Source organism: Myxococcus sp. CA040A, assembly GCF_013336725.1.
GTDB lineage: Bacteria > Myxococcota > Myxococcia > Myxococcales > Myxococcaceae > Myxococcus > Myxococcus llanfairpwllgwyngyllgogerychwyrndrobwllllantysiliogogogochensis.
This window is the reverse complement of record NZ_JABUMR010000005.1, coordinates 121,273-147,061: the sequence shown is the minus strand read 5'-3', so window position 1 is coordinate 147,061 and position 25,789 is coordinate 121,273. Positions and strand designations below refer to the sequence as shown.

The 25,789-nt window shown below is 67.8% G+C and carries 22 protein-coding genes and 1 pseudogene; 9 read left to right on the top strand and 14 right to left on the bottom strand.

Features of this window, described 5'->3' with window-relative positions; genetic code table 11:
• Positions 1-129: 129 nt before the first annotated feature.
• From HUA75_RS22480 to HUA75_RS22470, 3 genes are all read left to right on the top strand, one after another.
• On the top strand, positions 130-2,025 hold the full coding sequence (locus HUA75_RS22480) for a bifunctional UDP-sugar hydrolase/5'-nucleotidase (RefSeq protein ID WP_254627708.1): 1,896 nt from the start codon (positions 130-132) through the stop codon (positions 2,023-2,025).
• Positions 2,026-2,262: 237 nt separating this feature from the next.
• Positions 2,263-2,466 (top strand): cold-shock protein, encoded by a 204-nt coding sequence (locus HUA75_RS22475; protein ID WP_141640366.1) that lies wholly within the window; start codon positions 2,263-2,265, stop codon positions 2,464-2,466.
• A 218-nt stretch (positions 2,467-2,684) separates the two neighbouring features.
• On the top strand, positions 2,685-3,116 hold the full coding sequence (locus HUA75_RS22470) for a DoxX family protein (protein ID WP_174487565.1): 432 nt from the start codon (positions 2,685-2,687) through the stop codon (positions 3,114-3,116).
• A gap of 62 nt (positions 3,117-3,178) precedes the next feature.
• Here HUA75_RS22470 and HUA75_RS22465 read toward each other — a convergent pair whose 3' ends face one another.
• Together HUA75_RS22465 and HUA75_RS22460 are read right to left on the bottom strand one after the other, a co-directional pair.
• Entirely contained in the window at positions 3,179-4,375 is a 1,197-nt protein-coding gene (locus HUA75_RS22465; RefSeq protein ID WP_254627707.1) for an SGNH/GDSL hydrolase family protein, read from the bottom strand.
• 100 nt (positions 4,376-4,475) lie between these two features.
• Positions 4,476-4,736 carry a hypothetical protein gene (locus HUA75_RS22460; protein ID WP_217441645.1) on the bottom strand — a complete coding sequence of 87 codons (261 nt, stop codon included), beginning with the start codon at positions 4,734-4,736 and terminating at the stop codon, positions 4,476-4,478.
• A 184-nt stretch (positions 4,737-4,920) separates the two neighbouring features.
• Here HUA75_RS22460 and HUA75_RS22455 point away from each other — a divergent pair, with 184 nt between their 5' ends.
• Complete coding sequence (locus HUA75_RS22455; RefSeq protein ID WP_174487564.1) at positions 4,921-7,248, top strand: arylsulfatase; 2,328 nt, start codon at positions 4,921-4,923, stop codon at positions 7,246-7,248.
• Positions 7,249-7,279: 31 nt separating this feature from the next.
• Here the strand turns inward: HUA75_RS22455 and HUA75_RS22450 are convergent.
• From HUA75_RS22450 to HUA75_RS22440, 3 genes and pseudogenes are all read right to left on the bottom strand, one after another.
• Positions 7,280-7,447: pseudogene (locus tag HUA75_RS22450) on the bottom strand (deaminase); the annotation flags it as partial.
• 130 nt (positions 7,448-7,577) lie between these two features.
• The gene (locus HUA75_RS22445; RefSeq protein ID WP_174487563.1) at positions 7,578-8,567 is read right to left on the bottom strand and encodes an aldo/keto reductase; all 990 of its coding nucleotides are present in this window, start codon (positions 8,565-8,567) and stop codon (positions 7,578-7,580) included.
• A 229-nt stretch (positions 8,568-8,796) separates the two neighbouring features.
• Positions 8,797-9,669 carry a hypothetical protein gene (locus tag HUA75_RS22440; protein WP_141640362.1) on the bottom strand — a complete coding sequence of 291 codons (873 nt, stop codon included), beginning with the start codon at positions 9,667-9,669 and terminating at the stop codon, positions 8,797-8,799.
• 368 nt (positions 9,670-10,037) lie between these two features.
• On the opposite strand from HUA75_RS22440, the gene HUA75_RS22435 reads away from it, so the two are divergent.
• Positions 10,038-10,514: a DUF2147 domain-containing protein gene (locus tag HUA75_RS22435; protein ID WP_141640361.1), complete on the top strand. Its 477-nt coding sequence runs from the start codon at positions 10,038-10,040 to the stop codon at positions 10,512-10,514.
• Positions 10,515-10,592: 78 nt separating this feature from the next.
• On the opposite strand, the gene HUA75_RS22430 is transcribed toward HUA75_RS22435, so the two are convergent.
• The gene (locus HUA75_RS22430) at positions 10,593-11,078 is read right to left on the bottom strand and encodes a (2Fe-2S)-binding protein (protein WP_141640360.1); all 486 of its coding nucleotides are present in this window, start codon (positions 11,076-11,078) and stop codon (positions 10,593-10,595) included.
• A gap of 2 nt (positions 11,079-11,080) precedes the next feature.
• The gene (locus tag HUA75_RS22425; protein WP_174487562.1) at positions 11,081-13,240 is read right to left on the bottom strand and encodes a molybdopterin cofactor-binding domain-containing protein; all 2,160 of its coding nucleotides are present in this window, start codon (positions 13,238-13,240) and stop codon (positions 11,081-11,083) included.
• A gap of 373 nt (positions 13,241-13,613) precedes the next feature.
• Here HUA75_RS22425 and HUA75_RS22420 point away from each other — a divergent pair, with 373 nt between their 5' ends.
• Positions 13,614-13,907 carry a hypothetical protein gene (locus tag HUA75_RS22420; RefSeq protein WP_254614798.1) on the top strand — a complete coding sequence of 98 codons (294 nt, stop codon included), beginning with the start codon at positions 13,614-13,616 and terminating at the stop codon, positions 13,905-13,907.
• Positions 13,908-14,014: 107 nt separating this feature from the next.
• Here HUA75_RS22420 and HUA75_RS22415 read toward each other — a convergent pair whose 3' ends face one another.
• Complete coding sequence (locus HUA75_RS22415) at positions 14,015-15,289, bottom strand: hypothetical protein (protein WP_174487561.1); 1,275 nt, start codon at positions 15,287-15,289, stop codon at positions 14,015-14,017.
• A gap of 559 nt (positions 15,290-15,848) precedes the next feature.
• Entirely contained in the window at positions 15,849-16,565 is a 717-nt protein-coding gene (locus HUA75_RS22410; RefSeq protein WP_141640357.1) for an SDR family oxidoreductase, read from the bottom strand.
• A 76-nt stretch (positions 16,566-16,641) separates the two neighbouring features.
• Between HUA75_RS22410 and HUA75_RS22405 the strand changes: the two genes are divergently transcribed.
• Together HUA75_RS22405 and HUA75_RS22400 are read left to right on the top strand one after the other, a co-directional pair.
• Positions 16,642-17,562: a LysR family transcriptional regulator gene (locus tag HUA75_RS22405; RefSeq protein ID WP_254627705.1), complete on the top strand. Its 921-nt coding sequence runs from the start codon at positions 16,642-16,644 to the stop codon at positions 17,560-17,562.
• Between the two features lie 246 nt (positions 17,563-17,808).
• Positions 17,809-18,636, top strand: a complete 828-nt coding sequence (locus HUA75_RS22400) for a hypothetical protein (RefSeq protein WP_174487559.1) — start codon at positions 17,809-17,811, stop codon at positions 18,634-18,636.
• Positions 18,637-18,668: 32 nt separating this feature from the next.
• On the opposite strand, the gene HUA75_RS22395 is transcribed toward HUA75_RS22400, so the two are convergent.
• Together HUA75_RS22395 and HUA75_RS22390 are read right to left on the bottom strand one after the other, a co-directional pair.
• A complete protein-coding gene (locus HUA75_RS22395; protein WP_174487558.1) occupies positions 18,669-19,502 on the bottom strand; it encodes an NAD(P)H-dependent oxidoreductase in 834 nt (277 codons plus the stop codon).
• Entirely contained in the window at positions 19,499-20,524 is a 1,026-nt protein-coding gene (locus tag HUA75_RS22390) for an NAD(P)-dependent alcohol dehydrogenase (RefSeq protein ID WP_174487557.1), read from the bottom strand. The genes HUA75_RS22395 and HUA75_RS22390 overlap by 4 nt, the downstream gene beginning before the upstream one ends.
• A gap of 74 nt (positions 20,525-20,598) precedes the next feature.
• Between HUA75_RS22390 and HUA75_RS22385 the strand changes: the two genes are divergently transcribed.
• Positions 20,599-20,943 (top strand): helix-turn-helix domain-containing protein, encoded by a 345-nt coding sequence (locus tag HUA75_RS22385; protein WP_141640352.1) that lies wholly within the window; start codon positions 20,599-20,601, stop codon positions 20,941-20,943.
• Between the two features lie 48 nt (positions 20,944-20,991).
• On the opposite strand, the gene HUA75_RS22380 is transcribed toward HUA75_RS22385, so the two are convergent.
• From HUA75_RS22380 to HUA75_RS22370, 3 genes are read right to left on the bottom strand one after another with little or no spacing between them, the layout of a single operon-like run.
• Entirely contained in the window at positions 20,992-21,339 is a 348-nt protein-coding gene (locus HUA75_RS22380; protein ID WP_174487556.1) for a hypothetical protein, read from the bottom strand.
• Positions 21,340-21,347: 8 nt separating this feature from the next.
• Positions 21,348-24,167, bottom strand: coding sequence for a DUF4157 domain-containing protein (locus tag HUA75_RS22375; RefSeq protein ID WP_174487555.1), 2,820 nt, complete (start codon positions 24,165-24,167; stop codon positions 21,348-21,350).
• A 33-nt stretch (positions 24,168-24,200) separates the two neighbouring features.
• A complete protein-coding gene (locus tag HUA75_RS22370) occupies positions 24,201-25,637 on the bottom strand; it encodes a S28 family serine protease (RefSeq protein WP_174487554.1) in 1,437 nt (478 codons plus the stop codon).
• Positions 25,638-25,789 lie beyond the last annotated feature (152 nt).

Genomic DNA, 25,789 nt, shown 5'->3' with positions numbered 1-25,789 from the left:
GGGGTGGACGCGAGAGGTTCAAGGGTGGGCATCGCGGGGGCTCGAGGGTGGGACGCGTCAGAGGGGAGCGTTAGGGTCCCCTCGCGCTGGGCGGTTCGTCCCGGCATCACTCCTCGTCGAGGTCTTCTGATGCGTTTCCCTGTCCTGATGCGCGAGCTGCGCACCGCCTCCGTTTGCCTCGTGGGGGCCTGCTCGCTGCTGACAGCCTGTGAATCCACCGACGTGCCGCCCCGGCCCATTCCTCGGGACACCTCGCCGCGCACGCTGACGCTGCTGCAGACGAGCGACCTGCACACGAACATCTTCCCGTGGGACTACTTCACCGGGAAGCCCGACGCGAAGCGCGGCGTCGCCAAGGTGGCCACGCTCATCAATCAGGAGCGCGAGAAGAACCCGGACTGCACGCTGCTCGTCGACACCGGTGACACCATCCAGGGCACGCCACTCGGCACCTACTATGCCCTGGTGGACAACGCGCCCCGGCACCCCATGGCCGCCGCGATGAGCGAGCTGGGGTACGTGGCCATGGCCGTGGGCAACCACGAGTTCAACTACGGCCTCGACGTGCTCAACAAGTTCAAGAGCGAGGTCAACTTCCCCCTGCTCGGCGCCAACGTGCGCGACAGCGCGGACGGCTCCGAGGTCTTCACGCCCTACGTGCTCACCAAGGTCTGCGACGTGACGGTCGGCATCCTCGGCCTCGTGACGCCCGGCGTGGCGACGTGGGAGCGCGCGGAGAACATCCCCGGCCTGCGCTTCGATGACCCGCTGGAGACGGCGAAGACCTACGTGCCGAGGATGAAGCAGGCCGGCGCGGACGTGGTCGTGGTGGCCATCCACAGCGGCCCGGACAGGCAGCCCGTTGGCAGCGCGAGCAACCCCGACTCGTGGCTGGCCGACTACGCGGATGACTCGAAGTGGGCGGACCGGGGCAACCTCCCCGGCGAGAACGAGGCCGTGCAGATTGCCCAGGGCGTGCCCGACGTGGACGTGCTCCTCACCGGCCACACCCACCAGCCCATCCCGAAGATGCTGCTGAAGAACCCGCAAGGCCGCGAGGTCCTCCTCACCCAGCCCAACCGCTGGGGCAGCCACCTGGCGGACGTTCAGCTTCAGGTCACCTGGAACGGGGAGCGTTGGGGCGTGGACGCTCATGACGCCCGGCTTCACGTCGTGGACGACAAGGTCGCCGCGGATGCCGCCGTCACGCAGCTCACCCAGAACTACCACGACACCACCGTTGCTTACGTGAACCAGAAGATTGGCACCACCACCGCGCCGTTCCCGGGCGGCTTCGCGGGACGCTACGTCGACAGCCCCCTGGGGGACCTCATCAACATCGTCCAGGAAGAGGCCGCTCACGAGGCCGGCTTCGACGTGGACCTGTCCCTGGCCGCCCTCTTCACCAACGATGGGGCGCTGCCGGCCGGCGACGTCACCCTGCGAGACGCCTACAGCATCTACATCTACGACAACACGCTGTACGTGATGGAGATCAACGGCTCCATCCTCCGGCGCGCGCTGGAGATGAACACCCGCTATTTCGGCACGCTCGACGCGAGCAACCTGCCCGCGAGGCCCGAGGGCGCCAAGGCCACCTCGCCCGTGGTCGCCGACTACAACTGGGACCTCTACTCGCGCATCGACTACGGCTACGACCTGACGAAGCCCGCAGGCTCCCGGCTCACGCACCTGCGCTTCCAGGGCGCGGACGTCACCGACGACCAGGTCTTCATCGTCGCCATCAACAACTACCGCGCGGGCGGAGGAGGCGGGTACGCCATGTTCAAGGAGGGCCGCGTGCTCTGGACCTCCGCTGACGGCGTTCGCGACTACGTCGCCCGCTACATGCAGTCGCACCAGGGCCTGTCGCCGGAGGCGGTGAACACCTGCAACTTCTCCCTCGTGCCCGACCTCTACACGCCGTACTTCGCCTCCACGCTCGGCCCCGCGAAGTGCGGTCCCTCCGTTGGCCGCCAGGGGGGCGGCCTCCGAGGCCTCGGGCGGCTCCCCGGGCACCAGTAATCCCGGGCTGGCGGAGCTGGCAGACCGTTAGCAGGGGAAAACTTGGAACAGAGCGGACGTTGGCTCGCTGCGTTGCCCCGTCCAGAAGTGAAAGAAGGGGCAGAAGCGTCATGGGTGACGTGCGTGGGGGTGGACATCTTCCAAGGCAGATGCTTAGGCTGCACCGTCTTGTAGGGTTGATACTCTGTGGGGCCGGACGGCGACTCTCCCTGTCCGCGATGAAAGAAGAACAAGGCAATGGCAACCGGTACCGTGAAGTGGTTCAACGATGCGAAGGGCTTCGGCTTCATCACCCAGGACGGCGGGGGCGAGGACCTGTTCTGCCACCACACGTCGATCCAGGCGGACGGCTTCCGCTCGCTGGCCGAAGGCCAGAAGGTGGAGTTCGATGTCGCCCGGGGCCCCAAGGGCCTGCAGGCTCAGAACGTTCGCCCGATCTAAGCCCATCGTCATCCTGACGACTTCGTGATTCACCCAGAGGGTCCGATCCATTCGTGGGTCGGGCCTTCTGTATTTTCCGGGCCCCGCGGTGTCCGCCCCGCGTGAGGGCCGCCGGCTTCGGCAAGATTCCAACCCATTGGCAGCGAGAGCGCGTGCGCGGACCCGCCGGTTTATGTCCCCGCTCCGGCCCAGGTGCCGCGCTCCTCGAAGGGACTGCCATGAAGCTCGCCTCGCTGTTTCCTCCACCCCCATCGACGCTGGCCAGCACGGGGCTCCTGCTGCTCCGGGTCGTCGCCGGGGCCGCGTTCATGTTCCACGGATGGTCGAAGATTCAGGACCCGTTCCACTGGATGGGGGCCGAGGCCTCCACGCCGGGCGTGCTCCAGGCGCTGGCGGCGCTCTCCGAGTTCGGCGGCGGGCTCGCGTGGATTCTGGGGGCGCTGGTGCCCCTGGCCTCCTTGGGGCTCTTCTTCACGATGGCGGTCGCGGTGCACTTCCACGCGGTGATTCGGGGAGACCCCTTCGTCGGCCACACGGGCAGCTACGAGATAGCGCTCCTGTACCTCGTCATCGCGGTGGTGCTGCTGTCCGTGGGGCCCGGGCGATTCTCGGTGGACGCCTGGCTGCGGAAGAGACTCGCCAGCGCTTGAGCCGTGGCCGCTCAGGTCGGTGAACGCGAAGGTGGGGGGCTCACCGGTGTTCCAGGTCCACGTCACGGAGACGTGCGACAGGGGCACACGACTGTTTCGATGAACTGGCTCAGCGCCGCCGCCATCTTCCGGTGCGTGGCGGCGGACGGGTGCCAATCCTCGCCGACACCGTCGAGCTCGGGGACCTGCTCGGCCATCTCGTGGCGGTAGACCCGGGCATCCCCCTGTTGGTGACGTTCCGCCACGAGGTCGGAAATCCATTGGCCGACATGCACCGACGGCGGCCCGCCAGCTCCTTCGGCGTCCTTGTGCCCGTCCGTCATGCTGCCCAGCGTGCAGACGATGTGCGCCCGTGGGTGCAGCGTCCGAAGTCGCTCGAGGAAGGCCCGGTAGGCGGCCTTGAAGGTCGCCTCATCGGGAAGGTACGCGTCGGTGCCACTGCCGGCGAAGGTGTCGTTGGTGCCGGCGTTGACGACAATCACGTCGGGCGACTCGTGCGAGAAGTCCCACGGGACGGCCTGGTCCGGGACGGCGAACTCGTAGATGGCGGGCAGCAGTCCCGACGTCGACGCGTCCAGGTTGCGATACACCCCCCGGCCGGAATAGCAGAGGAGGACGGGCTCCGCGCCCAGCGCCAGCGCCGTGAGCCAGGCGTAGCTCCGCTGGGGATTCTGGTGCTTCGAGGTGAAGGTCGGCGCGCTCCAGGGCGGTGGCTGGGGGATGACGGTGACGTCGTTGCCGTAGCCACAGGTGATGGAGTCTCCGATGAACTCCATCCGGAGCCCTTCGCGTGCGGGAGGCTCCTGAAGCTCGCCATGGACCTCCAGTGCCACCAGCTCGCTTGCGCCCACCGAGGACTCGGTGCGCTTGACGAGCTCCACCGTGTGCCGTCCCTCGTCCAGGCCGGTGGCGAGCTCATAGGTGAGCTGGCCGCGATGCACCGCGAGCTGCTGGGGCGGTGCTCCGTCAATCACGACATCGAAGAAGTTGGTCCCCACCTCGCCGCCCAGCCCCATGTCGTTGAGCTGCATCCGCACGGCGTCTCCCCAGAAGCTCGCGCGAATCGTGATTCCGGGGTGGGAGAAGATGACGCCGGTGGGGGCGCGGTAGGTCCGCCCGGTGTAGCGCACCCGAGGGTCCGTGGCGGGAATGGTCACCCACGTCAGGGACTGGGCGGGAGGCGCCGGCGGTCTGCACGCGGCCAGCGTCAAGCCGAGGCCGAGGATGACTGCGATACCGCGCGGCGTATGCGGACTCATCCTCATGCCCTCGATGCGTACCACGGCGCGGGGGCTGGTGCCCTGGTGCCGCGCCGCGAGGCGCGACACGCGGGCCGAGGTTTCCTTGGGGCGACGCTGCTCAACAGTTCTCGGGGAGATACACGGCGAAGTCCGTCTTCTGTCCGACGACGCGCAGCGTATGGCCACAGCTGCAGTCCCCATGGCCGACCTGCACGCTGTAGGTCGCGTCGCTGTAGTACGTGACGAAGGAGAACCCTTCACAGAAGGGGAGCTCGTCCTCGCGCGTGCCCAACTGGGAGTCCTCACCCACGTTGTCGACACCGCCGCAGCCCGCCAGCATTCCAACCGCCAACAGCCCACCCATGATGCTCTTGCGCATGATGAGACCCTCGGAGAGAAATTCGGGGATGTGAAGCCTTCCTAGGATAGCGAGCTTCCGCCCGGAGGGCACGCGTGAGGAGCATTGGCTGCTGTGTCTTCCGCTCGGGCCAGGCGGGGCGCGGTCATTGCCTGCGCACCCTCCGCTCCCCAGTCTCTTTTCTCCATGCAGCGGGGGGCCTCGCATGACTTCCAGGAAACACAATCACTCCACGCCGGACCGCACCGTCCTGCCGCCCGAGCCGTCTGCCTTCGGTGGGACGATTGGCGAGACCTACCAGGACTCCGTGCCCGACTGGACACCCGCGCTCCCCCTGGTCGCGCCGGAGGGTGCGCCGAACGTGCTCATCATCCTCCTGGACGATGTCGGCTTCGGGCAGTTGGGGTGTTACGGCGGCCCCATCGAGACGCCGAACCTCGACACGCTCGCGAGCACGGGGCTGCGGTACAACAACTTCCATACGACGGCGCTCTGCTCACCGTCGCGCGCGGCGTTGCTCACCGGTCGCAACCATCACTCCGTGGGGCTCGCCGCCATCACCGAGGCGGCCACGGGTTTTCCTGGCAGCTACGGGTCGATTCCGAAGAGCGCCGCCACGGTGGCTGAAGTACTGAAGCAGAATGGTTACAACACCATGGCCCTCGGGAAGTGGCATCTCACCCCGTATACCGCCTACACCGCCGCGGGGCCGTTCGACCGCTGGCCGGTCGCCATGGGCTTCGAGAAGTTCTACGGGTTCCTCGGAGGAGAGACCGACCAGTGGGCGCCGTTGCTGGTCCAGGACAATCAGTTCATCGAGACGCCCACGCGTCCGGGATATCACCTGACTGAAGACCTGGTGGACCGGACCATCACCTACATCCGGGACCAGCAGCAGGCGAACACCGGGCGACCCTTCTTCACGTATCTCGCGCTCGGGGCCTGCCACTCACCGCTCCATGCGCCCCGGGAGTTCATCGACAAGTACCGGGGTCGGTTCGCGCAGGGCTGGGACAAGGTCCGCGAGGAGGTGCTCGCGAGGCAGAAGGCGCTGGGCATCCTTCCCGAGAGCGCGCGACTGACTCCACGAGACCCCGCGGTCTCCGCCTGGAGCGACTTGAGCGAGGCGCAGAAGGCGGTGTACTGCCGGCTCCAGGAAGCCTTCGCCGGGATGCTCGACCATGCCGACCACCACATCGGTCGCCTGCTCGCCGCGCTCGACGAACTGGGGCTCCGTGACAACACGCTCATCCTGGTCGCCTCCGACAACGGGGCGTCTCAAGAAGGGTTGGAGCACGGCGTCACGAATACGGACCGCTATCGGAACTTCAATCCGGAGACCGTGGAGGAGATGACCCTGCTCCTGGACCAGGTGGGCGGTCCCCAGACGGACCCGCTGTATCCGATGGGCTGGTCCCTCGCGGGGAACGCGCCCTTCAAGAAGTGGAAGCAGGACACGCATATGGGCGGCAACACCGACGCGCTCATCATCTCCTGGCCCGCGAGGATTCGAGCGAGGGGAGTGATTCGCAATCAGTACCACCACATCATCGATATCGTTCCGACCCTGCTCGAAGTGGGCAGGCTCCCCGAGCCCACGTCAGTCAATGGCGTCAAGCAGATGCCCGTTCAGGGCGTGAGCCTCGCCTATACGTTCGACGATGCGACGGCGAAGACTCGCAAGAAGGTGCAGTACTACGAGATGCTCGGCAGCAGGGCCCTGTGGTCGGACGGCTGGACGGCCGTGGCGTGGCACAAGAAGGGCACGTCCTGGGACGAGGACCGCTGGGAACTCTACAACACCGACGTCGACACGACGGAGTTCGACGATGTCGCCGCGAAGCACCCCGAGAAGCTCCAGCAACTGATTGCGCTGTGGGAGGTCGAGGCCAGGAAGTACCAGGTCCGGCCGCTCGACGACCGGCGCTATGAGCGCGCCGCGGACCCAGGGCGCCCGGTCGCGGCACTGCCCAGGGAGCGCTATACGTTCTACACGGGCACGTCGAACCTGCACCCGCTGGCGGGGCCCGCGCTGCTGGGCAAGCCGCACACCGTCACCGCGTTTGTCTCCCTCCCTGACGCTGGCGCGGAGGGGGTGCTGGCTTGTTTTGGCGGGGCGTTCGGTGGATGGACCCTGTTCGTCCAGGAGGGCCGGCTGCACTACGTCCACAACTACCTCAAGATCGAGGAGTACGCCGTGTCCTCGACCCGGGTGGTCCCAGCCGGGCAGCACAGGTTGGGGGTTCGCTTCACGCCGACGGGAAAACACCTCAAGCCGGACTTCTCCACGGGCGACGTGGTCCTGTTGATGGACGACGAGCAGGTCGGGGCGCTCAAGGGCATCAAGATGGGTGCGATGTACAGCGCCATGACGGGTTATGGGCTGCTCGTGGGGCGGAACACGGGCACGGCTGTCAGCTCTCGCTACCAGGTGCCGTTCGTCTTCACGGGGACGCTGGAGAAGCTCGTGGTGGACGTGAAGGGCGAGCGTGACGCGGAAGGAGAGCTGCGGCTCGCCTTCTCCCAGGAGTGAGGAGGAGGACCCTCCCCATGGCGAAGTCGGTTCAGCGTTTGGGCTTGTAGCGCAGCCAGAGCAGGTCGCCGGTGCGCTTCTCGAAGGAGACCCGCTTGAGGTGGCGAGTGGGGCCCTTCCTCTCGCGTGCATCGAAGATCGACGGGGCGCCGATGGAACCATCGGCGATGGGCGCCACCAGCACGCTCAGTTCGTCGATTGAAATCCGGCCAGTCATCCACGCATGGGCGCTTCACTTCACGCATCCGCGGTGTCCTCGCGAAAAGGCCGGGGTCGCTGCTCCCCGGAGTATTGCCGAGCGCCTGTGCCGGCGCGTGGGACGCGGTGATTCAGCGGCCTGTCGTCTTCTCCAGCGCCTCCGGGTAGCGCGCACCCTGCACGGTGATTTTCGAGGCCGCGTCCCGGAGCTCGTGAAGGTCCTTCGCCGTCAGCTCGATGCGGGCCGCGCCGAGGTTCTCCTCGAGGCGGTGCAACTTCGTGGTGCCTGGGATGGGGACGATCCACGGCTTCTGGGCGAGCAGCCACGCGAGCGCAATCTGTGCCGGTGTCGCCTGTTTCCTGGCGGCGACCTGGGTCAGCAGGTCGACCAGCGCCTGGTTCGCCTTCCGGGCCTCGGCGGTGAAGCGCGGGACGATGTTGCGGAAGTCGTCCTTGGCGAAGGAGGTCGTCTCGTCGATCTTCCCCGTCAGGAAGCCCTTACCGAGCGGACTGAAGGCGACGAGGCCGATGCCCAGCTCCTCGAGGGTCGGCAGCACGTCCTCCTCCGGCCGTCTCCACCAGAGTGAGTACTCGTTCTGCAGCGCCGTGACGGGCTGGACCGCGTGCGCCCGACGGACGGTCTGCGCACCGGCTTCGGAGAGCCCGAAGTGCCTCACCTTGCCTTCACGAATCAGGTCCTTCACCGCGCCGGCGACGTCCTCGATGGGCACGTTCGGGTCCACACGGTGCTGGTAGAAGAGGTCGATGGTCTCGACCTTGAGCCGCTTGAGCGAGGCTTCGGCGACCTGCTTGATGTGCTCGGGCCGGCTGTCCATGCCGGCCTGCTTCCCGTTCTCATCGAGCCTGAACCCGAACTTGGTGGCGATGGCCACCTGCTTGCGGAAGGGCGCGAGCGCCTCGCCCACGAGCTCCTCGTTCGTGTAGGGACCATAGACTTCGGCGGTGTCGAAGAACGTGACGCCCTTCTCGACGGCCGCTCGGATGAGCGCAATCGCTTGCTCTCGGTCCATCGCCGGGCCGTAGCCGAAGCTCATACCCATGCAGCCAAGTCCGAGGGCTGATACTTCCAGGTCGCTCTTCCCGAGTCTGCGCTTCTTCATGGCTCTTCCTCCCGTGGGTCTTTCCGAGCCCCTGCCTGGCCGCCCGCTCGCGCGATGTCCGCGACGACGGCCTCGAGCCGGTCTGTCCGACGCGCGCCGAGGGTCAGTTCGGGTCTGCCGCACCCTGTTCACGAAGAAAGGTACGCCCCGGGTCCTGATTGGACCAGGCGCGCCGAAGCCCATGGGCTTGTAAGGCCTGATTGATAATGCGACGTGCGGTTGGGGCGCTTCAGTGTCCCAGCTTGCTCATGACCACGAGGAGCCCGAACGGAATGCCCAGCAGCCCCAGCGCCATTGCCATGGGCGGCAGGTAGCTCTCCCACCGTCCATGGAGCGGATCAGCGGACACCCGTGCGTCGTATTGGTTGGGGTCCTCTTCCACGCCCCCTTCAACGACGTTCTGATAGAGGGCGAGCGGCGTCCAGAACATGCCCCAGGGAATGCCCCACCAGCCGACCAGGGCGCTGCAGAGCGTGGCGGGAAGGGCGCGCAGCAGGGCATGGTGCCCGCACAAACGGTGGAACTCCCCCGTCCAGCGCGTCGTCACGACGAGCATGCTGACGCACCACACCGGTGCCACCACCCGGGCGTTGCTTTCGCCGCAAACCTCGCAGCCTCCCCAGCGGCTCGGACGGCGAGGTGCTTGCTTCGGCTCGGGAGTACTGCCCGCGAGTCGTGCCAGCAAAGGGGCTCTCCACTTCAGCATGGCGACAGAGACCATGACCGGTAGCGCCGCGAACACCGCGGTCTCGGCGAGCCCCATCGTGATGAAGCCGAGGCTCGTGAGGACTCCCAGCCCCCACAGCCCCTGCGCGACGTGCCACGACAGCGCGAACCAGGGCAGCAGCAGGTGACTCACCAGCATCAGGACCGCGTAGAGCCCCAGGAGCGCGGCGGAAAGCGGCTGGTCGTCGAGGTACAGCCCCACGGCGGCACCGGCGAGCGGCAGGGAGAGGGACGCGCCGAAGTTGCGGAGCGTGTCCAGCCAGGCATCGAGGATGGCGACCTCGGTGCCGTATGGCCGGTGCCGGACCGCGCGACACCACCGGCAGCGCGGCCATCGCGCGGCGACAGGGCGGGAACAGTCGTTACAGCGGAGCATCAGGCAAACCTTCCTCGGCGCGAAGCCAGATGGAGATCTGGAGTGCCTGTCTCGTGAGCGGGCGGGGAGGGGACATGCGACCTTGGGACCTCCCGGGAGTGTCATCTGTTCCAGGGGGTGGACGACGGCAGCATAGGGGGCTCGCCGTCTCCTCGTCAGCATGGGGGCGCTCCTCCCGGGGTGACAACTCCACCATGCAGGGGAGGCACCACGGGCCGTGCATGCCGCGAAGCGGCACGTTTGAGCGCTGCACAGAACGCGAGGAAGGGCTGCCGGTCGGCACAGCGGTGGAGTACAAACGACGTGATGGGACGCTTGAGCGCAAGCCCCCTCCGTTGTGAGCCCCCCGCGCAGAAGGACCTCAAGACATGAATGCAACCCGGTGGTTCGGACTCGCTTCCCTGACCCTGATGCTTGCCTCGAGTGCCCTGGCCGAGGACAAGGCCCCCGCTCCCGCCGCGACGAATGGCGCCGTCGGCAAGTGGACGACCATCGATGACGAGACCAAGAAGCCCAAGTCGGTCATCGTCATCTCCGAGGAGGACGGCAAGCTCGTCGGCAAGATTGAAAAGCTCTTCCGCGACCCCAAGGAAGAGCAGAACCCGGTCTGTGACAAGTGCCAGGGCTCGCTCAAGGACCAGCCCATCATCGGGATGACCATCCTGCGCGACCTGAAGAAGGACGACGACGAGTGGACCGGTGGCACCATCCTCGACCCGGCGAACGGCAAGACCTACAAGTGCAAGATCGCCCTCGAGGACGGCGGCAAGAAGCTGAAGGTCCGTGGCTACATCGGCATGTCGCTGCTGGGCCGCACCCAGCACTGGGTCCGCGCCGAGGAGTAGCGCGTCGCCGCGTGAGCCCGGGTGGACTCCCTGTTCGAGGGGAGTCCACGCCACCACGGGATGCAGCCGCTCACGGCATCACCCGCCGTTGACGCCCGCTCCACTTCGCAGCAACAACGCCGCGCGTTTGATGGCGGCCCGGATGCGGACATAGGTGCCGCATCGACAGACGTTCTCGCTCATGGCGGCGTCGATGTCCGCGTCGGATGGGTGGGAGTTCTTCCTCAGCAGCGCGACGGCGGCCATGATCTGCCCCGGCTGACAGAAGCCACACTGGGCCACGTCCTCGGTCACCCACGCCTGCTGCACGGGATGCAGCCCCTGGGCGCCCAGCCCCTCGATGGTCATCACCTCGCGGCCCGCCGTGCTTCCCACGGGGTGGATGCAGGGACGGAAGGCTTCTCCATCCAGGTGGCTGGTGCAGGCGCCGCACACGCCCACCCCGCAGCCATACTTGGGGCCGGTGACACCCAGCACATCGCGGAGTACCCACAGCAGGGGCAGGTCCGCGGGCGTCTCCACCGTCACCGACTGACCATTGAGGATGAATTGATGGGCCACCATGGTCAGACTCCCTCGTCGAGGATGGGGAAGCGGGTGGGCATCGTGCCGGTCGCCCGGGCAATCGCGTTGGCCAGGGCCGCCGCGGCGCTGGGATAACCCAGCTCTCCCACACCGCCCACGCGGTCATCCGACCGGACCAGGTGCACCTGGATATCGGACGGGACGTGCTTCATTCGCAGCCACCGGTAGTCCGCGAAGCTGCCCTCGCGCACCGCTCCCGCGTCGATGTGGAGGCCCGCGCTCAGCGTGGTGGACATCGCGTCCACCGCCGCGCCCTGGAGCTGCGCCTCGATGCCCTTCGGGTTGATGGGCAGGCCGACATCCGCGGCGATGACCACGCGCAGCACCCGAGGCGTGCCTCCCGTGACGTCCACTTCGATGAGGTGCGCGATGGCGCTCTCCCACTCCTCGAGGACGGCGACGCCCTGGGCCACTCCGGGCGGCAGCGCTCGGCCCCACTGGCCCTCGGACACGACCTTCTCCAGGACCGCCTTGAGCCGGCTGGACGTGAGCCGCGAGCGCCTCAGGGCCACGGGGTCGACCTGGAGCTCGCGAGCCAACTGGTCGACGAAGACCTCGTTGGCGACTCCCACCTGACTGGTGAACACCGAGCGGAAGGAGGCGGTGGGAATCGGAATCGCGACCTCGCGCAGCTCGTGGCCCACCAGTCCGAACCGGTAGTGGAGGCGCTGGGAGAGGGCGAAGAACACCGCGCTCGTCACGTTGGGGAGGACTTCACCCGCGAGCGCCGTGAGCACATCTCCAAAGCCGTGGGGGAGCTCCACGGTGGGAATGGCGGCGCGGTGGTTCCAGCCGAGGAGGCTTCCTCCCAGCCCCAGGTGGGCGAGGATGCGGTGGTGGCTGGCGGGCCGGAAGTGTCCGTGGCGCATGTCGTCGTTGCGGCTCCACATCAACTTCACCGGCCGGCCAATGGCGCGCGAGACGAGCGCGGCTTCCACCGCGACCTGATTGAAGAACCTGCGACCGAAGCCGCCACCGGCCCGGACGACGTGCACGGTGACTCGCTGCGGGGCGAGGTCCCAGCCGAGCGCCCTGGCGACCTCGCGCTGCGCGTACTTGGGGTCCTGCGCCCCGAGCCAGACCTCCGCTTGAGTCCCCTGCACCCGGGCCACGCAGCTCTGGGTCTCCATCGTCGCATGCGCGAGGTAGGGGAAGTCGAAGCGTCCTTCCACGGTCCGGGTCGTCAGCAGCGGGGGCAGGGGCCTGGGACCTATCGCGTCGCGCAGCCGGGCCCGGATGTCGACGTCGGACAGCGTGCTGGCTGGGCCGGCTGCCCAGGAGACCTGCAGGGCGTCACGCGCCGCGAACGCCTGCGCGAAGGTCTGGGCCACCACGGCCACCCCCGAGGCCAGGGGCACCACGCCGACCACGCCTGGCATCGCTCGGGCCACGGCATCGTTGAAGGATTGGACGGTGCCTCGCAGCGTCGGAGGCCGAGCCACCACCGCGGGCAGTGCCCCGGGGACGTCGAGGTCCAGCGCATAGCGCGCCGCACCGGTGACGATGTCCAGCGCGTCGATGCGTCCCGTGGGTCGACCGACCACGGTGTACTCGCTCGGAGGCTTGGGCTGGGAGGAGACCGCGGGCAGCAGCACGTGCGCGGCGTCCTCCGCCAGTTCGCCATAGCCCACGCGTCGGCCGTCGGGTGCGTGCACCTCCCCGTTGGCGGTGGTGAGGGTGAAGGCGAGGGCCCGAAGGCGGAGCGCGGCGGCGGTGACGAGCCGTGCCCGCGCCTCCGCCGCGGCGGAGCGAAGCGGCCCCGCCAGGTAGCGCATCGTCGAGGACAGCCCGGTGAGCTGGATGAGCCAGCGAGGGTCCGCGTCGGCGCTGCGCACGTCGACCGAGTCGAGCGCCACGTCGAGCTCTTCGGCGACCAGCATGGCCACGGCCGTGGTGATGCCCTGGCCCATCTCGGTACGTGGCAGCGTGGTGACGACACGCCCGTCCAACTGGATGGCGATGTAGAGGCTGAGCGGCGTCTGCGCCTCCGTCACGGGCGCTTCGGCTGCCGCCGCCTCGGGCACGTCCAGCCCCAGCCTGGCTGCAATCATCAACGTGGGAGAAGCCACCACCCACGTCAGGAACCGGCGGCGGTTCATCCCTCCTGGAGCCGCCGCGTCTGATTCGAGCGCATCCGCCATGGGCAAAGCATCGCACACGGCCACGGTGTGCCCAAGACGACGTGGCCGCCTGGTTCATCGGGCTGACAGGCCCTCCGTCCAGGCGAGGACATCCGTCCCGGTTTGTGTCGAAGGAGCCGCACGCCTGGGCGAACATTCGAGTCGCGCGGTACGTCCGCTCCGGAGTTGAGCGCCACATGTGAGGGATTGTGGAGTGTCAGTCTCGCGCACGGGTATCACGCGCACGACGTTCTTGTTCTCCGTCGACAGCAGGACCTCTTCGCGGCTGGCCACGAGCCACCCTCCGCGGCGCGAGACTGGCGCTGGATGGACGCCCGATGATGGACCTTGCTAGGGTTACAATTGAAACATCGATACTTGTCACAAGGAGTTCATGATGACGCTGTCCCGTTGGGTCGTTGGGATGTCCGCGCTGCTGGCCAGCGCTTGCGGTGGGCCGCCCCCGGAGCAGTCCGAGGAGGCAACCCCCGCGGCCGAGGTGAGCACGGTGGAGCAGCACTCAGAGCCGCCGGGCGGAGAAGTGCGGTACGGCGAGCACCGGACCTATTACACCAGCGCGACCAAGACGACCTGGGCCGGGGCCTGGCACTACGACTGTGAGGGGTACATCACGGTGTCGGGCCAGGTGACGCCCTACTATACGGACATCCGTTTCATCTGCCCGTAGCCGTCCTGTTGAAGCTCGGAGTCGGCGGATGCGCGGTCGCCTCCGAGCAGGGACGAGGCGTTCCAGGGAGAGGCGCGAAGCCGGACACGCCCCTCCCCGGGCGCTGCTCACTCCTCTGGTTCGGGAGTGGTTCGCGGGCAGCTCGGTGACCCGGGGAACGGCGACCAGCCCCGTCCACAGGCCGTGGCGCTGAGCCTGGCGAGCCGAGACAGCACTTCAGGCGTTTGCATCGCGGGCAGGAGCTGCCCGTTGATCAACGCCGCCTTGAAGGCGGGCTCCGTCGCGGCGGGGATGAGCACCCCCCTCAGTCGAGCGAAGACCACCAGTTCGTCATAGACAGCGGAGAGCGTGGCGGCCGTGGTGCGGTCCTGCGGGCTGAGCTTGGAGAAGTCGACGCCAATCTCATACAGGTGCCGGAGGGAATGGAGCCCCTGGCCACATTCATGGCCCGTGAAGTCCTGGCGGAAGCCACCGTCGACGCCAACGGGGCCGACGAACTCCGCGCGGTCCGTGCAGACGTGGTGGGAGATGCGGTCCGCCAGCGCGTGCAGGTGGATGCCGAGCCGCGCATCCGCCACATGGGACGCGCCGCCACCGACCCAGGTGTCGAACTGATTGGAGAGCACGGGAGGCGTGCCGCTGTCGGAAGACACGGAGATCACCTGCTCCCCCGTGGAGAGGGTGAAGGGAATCGCCAGGTCGTCGTACAGGCCGATGAGCCCCTTCACCTCCACCGACTCGCCGCCCTTGTCGGTGTAGCAGGCCGAGCCGGTCGCGAGGTCTCCCCCGGGGCTCGCCACCGTCAGGCCCGCGGTGCACAACGGCGCGGCGGCGCCCGCGCCCTCCATCGCCCATGCACGCGTGTGGGCGAGCATCACCTCGGTGTCCGCGTCATCGACCTCGGGCGCGAGCCCATTCACCCCCGTGGGCGGCACCGCCAGCACGCCGTTGTAGGGCGCCAGGTAGTGGTAGAGCACGCCTCCCGTGCTGAGGTTGGTGCGCACCAGTCCACTGACGTCGACCGTGGTCAGGTCCGCCGCACCCGGCACGGGCTGCCCGTAAATGTCTCGCGGGATGAATTGACCGAGGTCGGTCGCCTCGTCGTAGGCCGCAATCCAATAGGCATCGGAGAAGGAGAAGCCCACAGCCCGCGCCATGAGGTAGGTGGCGTCGGAATGGACGACGCTCCGCCCTCCGTCGAACTTGTTTGGGGCCGAGAGGAGCACCTCCAGCGCCTCGGCGCGGCACCGGGGGCTCGTCGGCTCCTTGAGTGAACAGCTCTTGGGCAACGTCGTGCAGTTCGCCACCGTCCCCGAGCCCTTCGGGTAGCACACGTCCTCGGCGAAGGCCCGCGCCGCTGCCGGCACCAGGACCGTCATCATCACCGCGGCCCCACACCACCATGATTGTCGATTCCGCATTGGCTGACCCCCCACGAAAGGTGAACTGAGACACCGAGGCTCGGCGGGACGGGTCGCTCAACGTCCTCGTGGCGCGTCGGCGTCGGGATGTCGAACTGCTGGAAGTGTGTCAGGCCGCTCCGGCGGGGAGCCTGGCGTGCGAGGACTCGATGGGGCGCCCCTGTCCGCGGTCCCCGTCGAAGGGCTGCCTGCCATCCTTCGTGGAAATCGCGCCCATGCGAAGAGTCCTTGAAAGAGGTGAAGGGGACACCGGAATTGAAGCTCCGGCTCGCGAAGTCCTGAGGCAATCCTCCTGAAAGGCTTGCGGATGGCCGAGAGCGAACACTGGGTCCTGGAGCCCACTCCCCGCGAACCACTCCTTCCAGAGCGGGTGGGCCAGGAGGCTCTCCTCCTCGAGCCCCACCGCGTTCAACGGCTGCTCACACGCTGTTGGGAGCTCCTTCTCGGACGGTGCCGATGGAGGGACCTCGAACTGACGTCTGAGCGGGGGAGGAAGGTCCACTGGCCTGGCGGGCCGTGGTCAGACGAGGGGATGTCCACCATCCACGTGCAGCACCTCTCCCGTGGTGAACCCGTTGCTCATCAGGAACACCGCGGCATGGCCCGTGTCGGTGGTGGTGCCGATGCGTCCCACAGGGAGGCGGCGCGCGTGTTGTTCGAGGAGCGGGCCCTTGGCGTCCCCCGCGACTGCATCCCAGACGGGCGTGTCAATCCAGCCGGGCGACAGGACGTTCACTCGCACCGGCGCGAGCTCCAGGGCCCAGGCACGCACGGCGGACTCGATGGCGCCGTTCACCGCCGCGATGACAGAGCCGTTCTTCATGGGGCGCACCGAGGCGATTCCCGTGGTGAAGACGAGCGAGCCGCCGGGCTGGAGCCGCGCATGCTTTGCGACATGGAACGCAGCCATGAGCTTGGAGTCGATGATGCGGCGCGCGGCGGCGAAGTCCATCTCCTTGATGGGAAGGTAGCGAGCCTCCACCGCCGTGACGACCACGTGGTTCACCGGGGGGAGCACTTCGAAGAGCCGGCGCACCGCATCCTCCTCGGTTGCATCGGCTGAGACGGTTCGCACACGGTCCGGGCTCCCAAGCTGCTCGGCGGCTTGGGCCAGCTTTTCAGGGGAACGGCTCACGAGCGTCACACGCGCGCCTTGCTCCAGCGCCGCCTGGGCCACTCCGAGCCCGATGCCCGAGGAGCCTCCCACCACCACGACATGTTGTTGTTCGAGGGTCATGACGCATGACTAGCGCTCGAAGACGATTGCAACCACGGGATGAAATGAAAGACTCCATCCCATGGATGGGATGATGATGAGCGAGAACCTGCGACTCTTCGTGGCCGTGGCACGGCAGCTGAGCTTCGTGGAGGCTGCGAGGCGCCTGGGCATTCCCACCAGCACGGTGAGCCGCCGGGTGGCGCTCCTGGAGGAATCGCTTGGGACTCGGCTCCTCCAGCGCACCTCGCGGAGGGTCGGGTTGACGCTGGAGGGGGCTCGACTGCTGGAGCGCGCGGGGCCGCTCCTGGACCAGCTGGGCGAAGTGCTCGACCAGACCATGGACCGGGAGGAGGAGCCCGCGGGCAGGTTGCGGATGACAGCGCCCGTGACGTCCGGAGCCCAGCGGATCGCCCCCTTGTTGTTCTCCTTCATGGCCCGGCATCCCCGCGTGGACGTGGAGCTGTTGCTCACCAATTCGAAGGTGGACCTGGTGGAAGAGGGTTTCGACATCGCCTTCCGGGTCGGCCCCATCCTCGACGCCGAGCTGGTGGCCCGACGGTTGTGGAGCATCGAGTCGGTGTTCGTGGCCTCCCCACGCTTCGTGCAAGACGTCTTGAAGGGGCGAACCCTGCTGACCCGGGAGGAACTCCAGGACGTGCCAGCGGTGCTCTCGCGGCCTCAAGGGGTCTGGCGTCTGCGCCGCCGCGACGGCCGAGTCGAAGAAGTCCGACCCAGGGATGTTCGCGTCACGGTGAATGACCCCCGGGTGGCCCTGGCCGCTGCCCAGGAGGGGCTGGGCGTGGTCAGCGGAATCAGGGAGATGGTCGAGCAGCAAGGCACCGCGCTCGTGTCGCTCACCGTGAAGGGGCATACCCTGGAGCCGCGAGACGTCTTCGCGGTGTATCCCTCACGCCGGCAGCTCTCCACGCGGGCGCGCCGGGTGCTGGACTGGGTGATGAAGCACGGCTCGACGGCCCCGTCGGCGAAGCAGCGGGCAACCCGCGCTCACGAGTAGCTGATGACACGGGACATCAGGGGGATGAATGCCGTCATCGGGCTCCTCGGTGTCGAGCGGGCTGAGCTGTCGCGTGCGTCCGCCCCAAGTGCTTGATCTCCCACGAGGAGGAGCGCCACGCCCTTGGTGGGTGATGGGGCCGGCGGGGTGGCATGCGTCCTGCTCTATGCCCCCGCGTGCCTCGCCATGGCGGCCTGGGTGTCCTCCCTGGGCTTGCCCCCACTCTTCGGCTTCCCCGGGTCTGAAATGTCCATCTCGGTCCTCAATCGCTCCTGCTTCTCCCTTCCCCACGCGGGCACTTCCACCAGCCAGCCCGTCTCGGCTCCGGTCCAGGGAGTGGAGAGCACTGCCGCGCGCCAGCCGCGCAACGACGTGTGGCAGAAGCTCATGACGGACTCCTTCGAGCCGGCCCCGACCCGGCCAGGAAGCTCTCGCGCGGCGGGCGTGCCCTCGGGGGCTTCATCAACCAGTGACGCGGGGCCCGGCTTCGGCGCGCCCTCCGCTGGGTCCACGCAGCAGGCGAACCCGAGTGAGCCGTGGTTGAGCCGCAACAACGTCGGCTCACCCTACAACAGCAACATGCTGCTCATCGACCCGGGCCAGAAGAGCCAGTACAAGTACACGAACACGTTCACCAACAACACGGGCCAGCCGCAGACCGTCACCCTCTGGAACAAGACGGGCGAGAACGGTGGCCCGAATGATGGGCAGAACTTCGACAAGAGCACGCCGAAGACCTTCACCCTGCAGCCCGGCCAGTCGCAGGTCGTGGCGTTCGACACCAACAGCAGCGTGGCGTGGTGCGTGTCCAAGGACGGTACGGCGAATCCTGGCGCGAACTCAGGTCAGACCTGGGGGGAGGCGACGTTCGCGAATGCCGGCACGGGCTGGAGTGGCTACGACACCAGTCAAATCAGCCCCGCGGGCCACAATGGAAACATGTCCATCAAGAACGACGCCGGGGGCGCCACCGTGACGCAGGCCAACGCCTGGCAGACGCCCTCGGATGACCCCGCAGGCCGCGATGTGGGCGTCCCCGTGGGTCCGTTGAACCTGACCACGACCTTCAGCTGAGCTGGACGTCGTCGCTCGCTCCGGGCGAGTGCTCAGCGCGTTCCCGTCGCGCGCGGGCTCACCTCGACTGGCAGTTGCTCCGGCTCGTCCGGTTTGACCAGGTGGATGCTGGTGCCGGAGGCCGCGTGCCCGAGGCCGGGCTTGAGCACCTGCTGGGTGTCGTAGTGGCCACCGTTCTGCCTCCGGAACGGGATGACGTCGTCGGTGAACAAGCCGTCCAGACGCGCCTTGAACGCCGCCGCGATGGACGGCCACTGCTCTTCTGTCAGCCGGTCCACGTGATACGCCGTGAATGGCGGCAGGACCTCCATGCCGGGATAGAAGAGGACCCCGTGCTGGATGGGGAAGAGGAGGTCATCCAATGCGCCGTTGACGCCTCGCTCGGTGTAGTGCGGCGCGCGCCCGCCAATCGTGACGGACAGCATGGCGCGGCGGCCCACCAGTGTGCCCTCGCCATAGCGGTCGCCCCAGCGCTCGCCTCCGTGTTCGCCCACGCCGTAGGCGAAACCGTAGGCGAAGACCCGGTCAATCCAACCCTTCAGGATGGCCGGCATCGAGAACCACCACATCGGGAACTGGAAGAGCACGGCATCGGCCCAGAGCAGCTTCTCCTGCTCGGCCTCGATGTCCGGGCTCTGAGAGCCGTTGGCGAAGGCGTGCTTCGACGCCCCCACATAGGACAGTCGCTCCCTGGCATCATGGTTCAGGAAATCAGCGCCATCGGCGACCGCCTTCCACCCCATGGCGTAGAGGTCGGAGACGCGGACCTCGTGACCCAGCGCGGTCAGGTGGTTCACGGCGAGGTCCTTCAGCGCCCCGTTGAGTGAACGCGGTTCGGGGTGGGCATAGACCAGCAGGACGTTCATGACGTCCTCCCGGCGCGGCTCACGACGACCTTGCCCAGGTGCTGGCCGCTCGCGAGGTGCTCCCAGGCGGCGCGCGCATCGTCGAAGCCGAACACGCGGTCGATGACGGGCCTGATGCGGGTGTGCTCGAGCGCCGCGACGAAGCGTTCGAACATCGAGACCGAGCCGACGTAGACGCCGTGCACGGTCTGCCGCCGGTAGAAGACCGAGTGCAGGTTCACCTCGCCCCGTCCGCCGGTGAGTACGCCGAGCATGCTCATCGTGCCGCCGTAGCGCAGCGCCGCGGAGGACTGGTCGAAGGTGGCCTGGCCACCGACGTCGACCACGAGGTCCACGCCGCGCCTGCCGGTGAGCGCCTTCGCCCGCTCGCCCCACTTCGCCTCGGCCCGGTAGTCGATGACCTCCTCGGCGCCGAGCTCGCGCAGCCTCGCCGCCTTGTCCGCGCTGCTCGATGTCATCAGCACGCGCGCGCCGGCGGCCTTCGCGAGCTGCAGCGCGAACACCGAGACGCCACCGGAGCCCTGGAGCAGCACCGTCTCACCCGGCCGGAGCGACGTGACCTCGAACAGCGCCTGCCACGCGGTGAGCCCGGCGCAGGGGAGCGTCGAGGCCTCCTCGAACGAGTACCCCGCTGGGATTCGCACCCAGCTGTGCTCCGGCAGCACCACCTCTTCGCGAAGCATGCCGTCCACCCCGCTGCCGCCGAGCGCGCTGGCGTGGTGCGCGTCGCTCAGCTCGCCGTCGACCCAGTGAGGGAAGAAGTTGGCCATCACCCGGTCGCCTGCCTTCCAGCGCGTGACGCCAGGACCCACCTCGATGACCTCGCCGGCGCCATCGGAGGTGGGCACGCGCGGTGACTTGAGGTTCTTCTCGGCGCCCTTCGCGATGAGCACGTCGCGGTAGTTGAGCGACACCGCCTCCACGCGCACCTTCACCTCACCCGCGCCCACGCTGGGCGAGGGGCGCTCGGCCCGCGTGAGTGCATCAAACCCCGGCTTCGGCTGCAGCTCCCATGTCTTCATGGTGAAGACGTACGATTCAGGTTATTTCTTCGCAAGTACGCACAAGTTTGGTGAGTACGCACAAAAAGGGAACCATGGCCCGGAAACGCGACGACGACTCGAAGACCAACTGCGCGGTGGAGGCGTCCCTGGGCGTCATCGGCGGGCGCTGGAAGGGCGTGGTGCTGTACTGGTTGTTGAAGGGCACGCACCGCTTCGGCGAGCTGCGCAAGCGGCTGCCGAACTGCAGCCAGCGGATGCTCACCTTGCAGTTGCGCGAGCTCGAGGAAGACGGACTGGTGAAGCGCACCGTCTACGCGGAGGTGCCGCCGCGCGTGGAGTACGAACTCACCGCCTTCGGTCGCTCCCTGGAGCCGGTGCTGATGGGGCTGCGGGAGTGGGGTGAGAAGTACAAGCGCCGGTTGCAGCGCGCGGCCTGAGCGCACCGGGCCTGCCCACCCGACCGCATCATCGAGTCCGGCCCGACGCTACAGTGTCACCCGATGCTCGGCGTCCGGCCTCCGGATGATGAGCTCCGAGAGCTCCACCAGCCGAGGCTCCGGCCCCGCGAGGAACCGGCCGCGCACGACGGCGGGGTCGTTGTAGTACCAGGGCCCCCCCACGTAGGCGGACACGACCTGGAAGCAGCGGTCCTCGATGTTCGGGTACTCCAGCCGGATTCGGGGCCGCTCGGGCGTCAGCTCCAGCGACTCTCGCGGCGCGCTGATGAACGCCTTGGAGAACATCGCGATGAACTGTCCCTCCACGGCGACGGGCTGACCGTCGTACCGCTGGGCTTGTGCGAGGAGCGCCTCGACCGAGATGGGAGTTTCCATGGGGTTTGTCAGTACCAGTGGAGCACCTTGACGGCCTGACCGGTGAAGATTTGCGAGAACTCCGCTTCCGACTGGAAGTACTGGATGCCCCAGGGGTTTCGCACCGCCACCACCTTGACCCCACTTCTGACGGTGACGCCGTCGATGACCACCGCATGCAGTGGATGGGTGGGATTGTTGGTCTTGATGACGGCGATGGCCGGGTTGCCACCCTGTGTCGCCGACGCGAGGTCCGCCACCTTCCAGCCTGTCTTGGCCTCGGCGGCGACCCTGTTCCACTTCAGCATCTCCACCATCTTCTCGATGGTGGTGCCCGAGGGGCCCGCCCCCTTGAGCATGTCCTTGAGGAGGGTCGGACTGACGGGCCCGCCCATGCTGGCAATCATCTCGCAGGAGACCGGGCCGCAGGTCGGCGCCGGCCCCTGGAAGGAGAGGGGCCTGCCGGGCGAAGCGGCCCTCGGCGTGACGCCCTGGATGCCCTGGTCGGGGAGCTGGGCCAGCTTCGTGGGCTTGGAGCCCAAGAGCGCGGCGTCCGTGAGGACTCCCTCCGCGAGCAGCTCGCCATCCTTCCCGAGCACGACGACCCGGGGGCTGCCTCCCACGAGCTCGGAGATCTTGACCGTGCCGCCGTTCTGCAGCTGAGCCTCGATGGCCACCGCCGCGCCCACGGTCTTCTCGCCGGTGCGCGCGCCACGGATGATGGTGACCGCCCGGATGCCCGTCGTCCCCAGTGACAGGGCCGACAAGCCTACCGACACCAGGCCCATGGCCATCATCGTGTCGGCCGCCTTCTGCTGCGCCGGGTCGACGACGTTGTTCGCGCCCTGGGTCAGCGAGAGCATCGAGCCCTCCTGATACATCTTGAGGCCGCTGACGGCGCCATACGTCGCGAGCGACGTCTCCAGCGCGATGACTCCGGCGACACCCACCGCCGAGGTGGGCGGGAAGATGGTGAGCACCAGCAGGCCAATCGTCGCCGCGCCCATGACGATGGCCTGGGCGATTTCCCACCGCTGCGCGGAGGCAATCTCGTCGAGGACCTGCTGCTGGACCTCCGGCGTCGCCAGCACCATCAGGTCCTGGACGATGGGACGCAGGAGCAGGTAGTCGAAGTCCGCCGAGTCGATCTTCGTCTTGAAGAGGTCGTAGTCGGCCTGACGCTTGTCGATGCTGGAGATGATTCTCGCCAGCAGCGCGGCGGGCGACCGGTTCGTCGAGAAGATGTCGAGCGGCAGGATGTCGTACCGGGCCGGGCCCAGCTCATCCAGATAGGGCCTGAGAGTCTTGACGGCCTGCATCGCCTGCTGTGCGGATTCGTAGCCCGTGAACTTGTTCGGGTCGGCGACCGTGCTCTCCGCGTCGGGCCCCTCGTGGAGCCGGGGGGCGGGGTTCGCGGACTCCGCCTGGGCGTGTTCCTGGAGCGATGAGACAGGGCTGCGCGCCGGCGCGACGAACGCGGGGCGGTTGCGCCACCGGTCCTCTGCCTGCACCAGGGCGTGGCACCCGGTGCAGGCGCGGTACCGGCCTTCAATCTGCTGCTCGTAGACCCAGCCGAGCAGCGGGTTGTCCGTCCTGGCCCACTTGTCGAAGGTGAGCATGGTCATGCCCCCCTCGCTGGCCGCCAGCATGCCCAGCTCGTTGGCCCGGCTGGCCATCACCTGGCCCTGGACCTGATTGGCGCTGAGCTTCTCGGTGAAGAACTTCTTCCACTCCTCCAGGCGGGCCTTGTTGCTGTCCATCCGCAGCTTGCCCGCCTCCTTCACGCGCTGCTTGAACTCCCCCAGCGACGTCGCCGCCGTCAGCGTCGTCATGCCGCTCTTCGCGGAGAGCTTGACCGTCTTCTGGCCGCGGAAGAGGGTGACGGGGTTCAGCTGGCCGGGGGCGATGGAGAAGCCGAACTGGAAGGCCTCGGCGGCGACCTCGTTCGACTGGATGTCGAAGCGGACGCTGTTGCTCGCCGCGTCGATGACGACGTTGGCATCGAACTCTCCGTCGACGATGTCGCACTGGGTGAGCTGGTAGGAGACCGGCCCCGTGCTGGCGTGGAACGTAATCGTGTTGTCCGCGCAGGCGATCTCCACGAGCGACACGCCGGACGCGGGCGCGCCCCCCTTCCTCCGCAGCGTGTGCCCCGCACCGCCCTGTTGCGCGACATGCGCCAATTCGTGCGCGAGCAGATGCCGGCCCGCGCGCGTGCCCGGGTTGTACTCGCCTTGATTGAAGTAGATGTGGGTTCCGTGGGTGAAGGCGCGCGCTCCCAGGGAGCTGTTCATCCGGGCCGCGTGGTCATCCGTGTGGATGCGGACCCGGTCGAACGGGGTGCCCATCGCCGCGCCCAGCTGTCCTCCGAGGGCCGTCGGGAGCTGCTGCCCTCCCGACGACCCGCTCAGCTGGCTCTGCAAGTCGGGGGCGGACGCGGTGGCTCCGAAGTCGGCCTTGCGCTGAAGGGTTCCTTCCGTCTCCTCTTCCGCGCACTTGCCGCACTTGCGCTGGATGAGAGGCGAGGGTCCTTCCTCGTCCTCGCACGTCGAGCACTTGCGCTGGATGCGGTCTCGCATCGTGGGCTGGGAGGCTTGTGCGTCGCCTCCCCCCACCACGCGGTCCGCCACGGCGTCAGCCTCGCGCTCCAGGGCATCATCGGGGGCTCCGATGCGAAGCTTGGGCTGGATTCGCGGCGTCGGGGGCATGACGCTGATGCGGGCGAAGTCGAACCGGGGCCCCGTGTCTGTCGGCTCCGCCTGTCGTGCCTGGGAGGAGCGCCGCGGCTCGGTCTTCGCGGCGGGAGCCCGAGCCGCGGACGGCTGGGGCTTACGGTCGAACGCGAACATGAGGCCCTCCAGGAAGGCTCATGCCAATTCTACTCACTCTCCGAGTGAATTCATACGGAGCCTGTCTGGGACCTCACCCTGGAGGTGAGATGGGGAGGGCGTGCTCATTCCCATCCAGGTGAAGAGGCGCTCCAGCGCGAGCGTCCGCTCGGGCTCGGCGAGGCGGCTGATGCTGGAGCCGTGGTTGCCTTGCGGGGCGAAGTAGCGGAACGAGTCGTTCCTCGCGCGCACGGAGAAGGCCGCCGCGGAGTAGGGGTCATTCTCCCCGTAGATGAAGAGCATCCGCTCGCCGTGGTTGCGGACCCAGTGCTCCACGCGGAGCATGGCGCCCCAATCGAACGGCTCCGTCACGGGGAAGCTCAAGTACAGGTCCGGCGTGTTCTCCCCGGGGTAGCGCAGCAGCCCGCGCAGGTGTCGGGCGGGGAAGCGTGACCAGCCAATCTGCGTCGCGGCCTGGTAGTAGGCGTACTCGAGTGGCGCGATGAAGCGGTCCGAGTAGGTGTAGGCCACGCCGACGACGGCGTTCAGGAAGGCGAAGGTCTGCGCCGCCGGCGCGCCTGGCGCGGGAATGCGCGGGCACGCGGTGGACGCCGTGCCGTATTGCCAGAAGTAGAAGGACGTCTCGACCGCGGAGAACTCCAGCGCGCGGTCCGCGCCGCCGACCACCGTGAAGGTGGTGTTGAACTGCGTGGCCAGCGCCTCCACGAAGGGGAGCAGCTCCTCGCGGCGTCGCAGCACATCCACCTGGAAGGCCTCCAGCTTCGCGCGGCAGGCTTCATCCCCCACCTGTGCGAGGAAGTGGACATAGCGACCGTCGCGCAGCCCGTGGCTGCTGGGCGCGACGTACGGCACGGTGGCGTCCACGTCATCTGGGTAGAGGTAGCGGTGATACACGGCCGCGACGCCGCCCTTGCTTCCACCCGTGGAGAGCCAGCGCGCGGGGTACAGGGGCTTGAAGGCCTGGACGGCGCGGTGACTGTCGCTCGCGGCCTGGGAGAGGGTGAGCATCCGCAAGTCCCGGGACTCGGGTAGCGAGACACCCATGAAGCGGTGTTCCACGGAGAGCTGGTTGGCGCCGAGCAGCGCGGTGGGCTCCGCCTGCGAGGGTGTGCTTGCGACGATGTAGCCCTCGGTGGAGAGCACCATGGGCGCGTCCACCGAGCGGTGCAGGAGCGTCATCCGGAGCTGGAAGCGCTCTCCGAACGGGCGCTCGTGGTCCAGGGGCTGCTCGAAGCTCAGCACGAAGAAACGTGTGCCCGGGAAGGGAGAGGGCTGCTCGAGGACGACGGTGAGCCCGGGGATGGACTGGAGCTGGGTGAGGATGTCCTCGGGCTGTGCCGTGGCCTCCTGAGTGGCCGACGCCTGCTCCGCTGGCTCCGGGGCGTCAGGCTCCGCGAGAGATGAATCACCACACGCGTGCAGCAACACGCTCATGGCCAGCAGCCATGGCGTCCTATGAATCTTCATCATGCGATGCACCTGGGGGGTCGAGGTGCCGTTCAAATGCCTCGCGGATGTCCCCATATCGGACACGCTGGATATCGCGTCCGGCGAAGGCGGTGCTGGCTCAGGAGAGGGAGCAGCGTCGTGCCGCTTTCCGAGGGCGCCAGCTTGCACACCGC